The organism is Pseudophaeobacter sp. C1-32P7 (assembly GCF_041008775.1).
In the GTDB taxonomy this organism is placed as follows: Bacteria; Pseudomonadota; Alphaproteobacteria; order Rhodobacterales; family Rhodobacteraceae; genus Phycobacter; species Phycobacter gallaeciensis_A.
In genome coordinates, this window is sequence record NZ_JAXGFR010000064.1 from 1 (window position 1) to 2,924 (window position 2,924).

At 63.8% G+C, this 2,924-nt stretch carries 3 protein-coding genes and 1 pseudogene; all 4 read left to right on the plus strand.

Annotated elements, in window-relative coordinates:
* Window positions 1-182 (plus strand): hypothetical protein (locus tag SM763_RS24000; RefSeq protein WP_369000090.1); only part of this gene is annotated, 182 nt, incomplete at its 5' end.
* Between the two features lie 120 nt (window positions 183-302).
* On the plus strand, window positions 303-668 hold the full coding sequence (locus SM763_RS24005; RefSeq protein WP_369000092.1) for a DUF5676 family membrane protein: 366 nt from the start codon (window positions 303-305) through the stop codon (window positions 666-668).
* Window positions 665-2,047: an MBL fold metallo-hydrolase RNA specificity domain-containing protein gene (locus tag SM763_RS24010; RefSeq protein WP_369000094.1), complete on the plus strand. Its 1,383-nt coding sequence runs from the start codon at window positions 665-667 to the stop codon at window positions 2,045-2,047. Before SM763_RS24005 ends, SM763_RS24010 begins: the two co-directional genes overlap by 4 nt.
* Window positions 2,044-2,924, plus strand: a pseudogene (locus tag SM763_RS24015) (thymidine phosphorylase); the annotation flags it as partial. The gene SM763_RS24010 and the pseudogene SM763_RS24015, both read left to right, overlap by 4 nt.

A 2,924-nucleotide genomic window follows, 5' to 3' on the forward strand; every position in this document is an offset into this window, starting at 1 on the left:
CCAAACAAAAGGAGGTCCAGATGGACGACCGATCAACTTCTCAGACGCAAGACACAGCACAGCAAAAACAGGGCGGATGTTGCGGTGGCAAGACCGATGCGCAGCCGAAGGCAAATGTCGAACCGCAGATCGCGGAACCCGCAAAGGCAAAACCGGCCAAATCCGGCTGCTGCTGCGGCTAGGGCCGAGGCAAAGCCATCGCAGGAAGGCCGCCTGGCGCCTGGTGCGCCCATCCTGAACCGGCGCCGTCCAGCGGATGTGTTCGCGCTCCGTGCGGATTCACGACTAGAAGGGAGAAAGCCATGATGCCCATTTTCTATTTCACCGCAGTCGCGGCAATCCTTTTTCTGGCCCTGCGCTTGACGTGCGGGGCCTGCGTCATGGGCGGGCCCGCCGGGGCAGGGCGTGTGCGTCTGCCGGTTATGCCGCTTGGTTGGGCGCTGAGTCTGTTCCTGGCGCTGACCTACCTTGTGTGCATCGCATTCGATCTGATCTTTCCCGGCTACGCAATGTATGAAACCTGGTCCGGTCTGCTGCCCGGGTTCGTCTGGCTGACCCCGGTGGGCTTCACCATCGGTCTGGTCGAGAGCTTTCTCTATGGCTGGTACGCCGCGTTGATCTTCGGCGGCCTTTACAACACCATCGCGGCCAGGGGAGCAGAGGCATGACCCCGACTGAACGCCCGAAACTGCGCTTTCTCGGGGCCGCCGGCACGGTGACAGGATCGCGCTATCTTATCGAAGCCGTGGGGCGGCGCATCCTGATCGATTGCGGCCTGTTCCAGGGCTTCAAGCAGTTGCGTACGCGCAATCGCAAACCGTTCCCGGTGCGGGTCAACACCATTGACACCGTTCTGTTGACCCATGCCCATCTGGACCATTCGGGATATCTGCCGGCATTTATCCAGGCGGGGTTTCGCGGTCGGATCCATTGCACAGAGGCAACGGCAGACCTGTGCGGGCTTATTCTTCCCGACAGCGGCCATATCCAGGAAGAAGAGGCGCGCTTTGCCGCTCGGAAGGGATATTCCAAACACAAGAACCCAAAGCCTCTTTACACGCTCAAGGATGCAAAGGCCGCGCTGGACCGTTTTGATCTGCACGCCTTCGACCAGAGGATCGAACTGGGCGACGGCATCGCGGCCCGTTTCATTCCGGCGGGGCATCTGCTCGGGGCGGCCCAGATCCGGCTTGAGGTCGGCGGCAGGGTTGTCCATTTTAGCGGCGATCTGGGCCATGATCCCGATCCGCTGATGCGACCGCCAAGACCATTCAGCGGGTCCGATGTGCTGGTATGCGAATCCACTTACGGCAACCGGGCCCATCCCGATACGGACCCCGAGGCCGAGCTGGCCCCGGTCCTGAAACGCACCTTTGCCCGCGGCGGCACGGTGCTGATCCCGTCCTTCGCGGTCGGACGGGCGCAGGGGCTGATGCTGCACATTGCGCGATTGATGGAGCGCGGCGATATTCCCTATGTCCCGGTGTTCCTCAACAGCCCGATGGCGGTGAATGCGACCGAGATTTATCACCGTCATCACGCCGAGCACCACGTCAGCCGCGAAGACTGCATTGCGATGTTCGAGATCGCCAAGAGGGTAAACACGGTCGAGCAATCCAAGGAGCTGAACACGCGCCAGGGCCCGATGATCATCGTCTCCGCCAGCGGAATGCTGACCGGCGGGCGTATCCTGCACCACCTGGCCAGCTTCGGCGGCGATCGGCGGAACGCGATCTTGCTCTCCGGTTTCCAGGCCGGTGGCACGCGCGGCGCGGCGCTGGCCGGAGCCGCGCGGACATTGCGCATGTTCGGACGGGAGTTCCCGATCGAGGCCGAAGTGGTTCAGCTCCAGTCCTTTTCCGGACATGCCGATGCCGATGAGATCCTGCGCTGGATGTCCGCCGGTCCCGCCCCCGAGATGACCTATCTCACCCATGGGGAACCTGTCGCCGCCGACACCCTGCGATTCCGCGTCGAACACGAGCTTGGGCGATCCGTGCGCGTGCCCGAACATCTCGAATCCGTCTATCTGGACCGGCCGCGATGACCGATACGCTTGCCCTTGCCCCCTCCGGCATCGACACCTACCGGCAGCCGGTCGTCTATATGCACGAGGATTGCCATGTCTGCCGCGCGGAAGGGTTCGCCGCGCAGACCCGCATACGGATCGACCTGAAGGACCGCTGGATCATCGCGACCCTGAATGTCGTCGGCCGCGGAGCATGGCTTGCCGTGGACCAGGCGGCATTGTCCGTTTCCGCCTGGGCCGCGCTTGGCGCTGAGATTGGAGACGAAGCCGCTTTCTCACACCCTGAACCGCCCGCTTCGGCGTCTATGATCCGGGCGAAAGCCTATGGCGAGAGGCTGGACCGGGCCGGGTTCGCGACGATCGTGCACGACACGCTCGACAGCCGGTTATCGGATCTCGACCTTGCCGCCTTCGTGACCGCCTGCGCCGGCGACAGGCTGAACGAGGCCGAAACCGTGGCGCTGACCCGCGCCATGAAGGAAGCAGGGCAGACGCTCGACTGGGGGCAGCACACTGTCCTCGATAAGCATTGCGTCGGCGGATTGCCGGGCAACCGCACGACACCCATCGTCGTCGCCGTCGTCGCGGCGGCGGGGCATCTGATCCCCAAGACGTCGAGCCGTGCGATCACATCGCCTGCCGGAACCGCCGACACCATGGAGGTAATGGCGCCCGTCGCGCTTGACGCCGCCGCGCTGCGCCGGGTGGTCGAAGCCGAGGGCGGTTGCCTCGTCTGGGGTGGCGGGCTCGCCCTCAGTCCTGCCGATGATCACTTCATCCGTGTCGAACGCCCGCTCGATTTCGACTCCACCGGTCAACTCGTAGCGAGCGTACTGTCGAAAAAGGCGGCCGCCGGTGCCACCCATGTTCTGATCGACATGCCGGTCGGACCAAC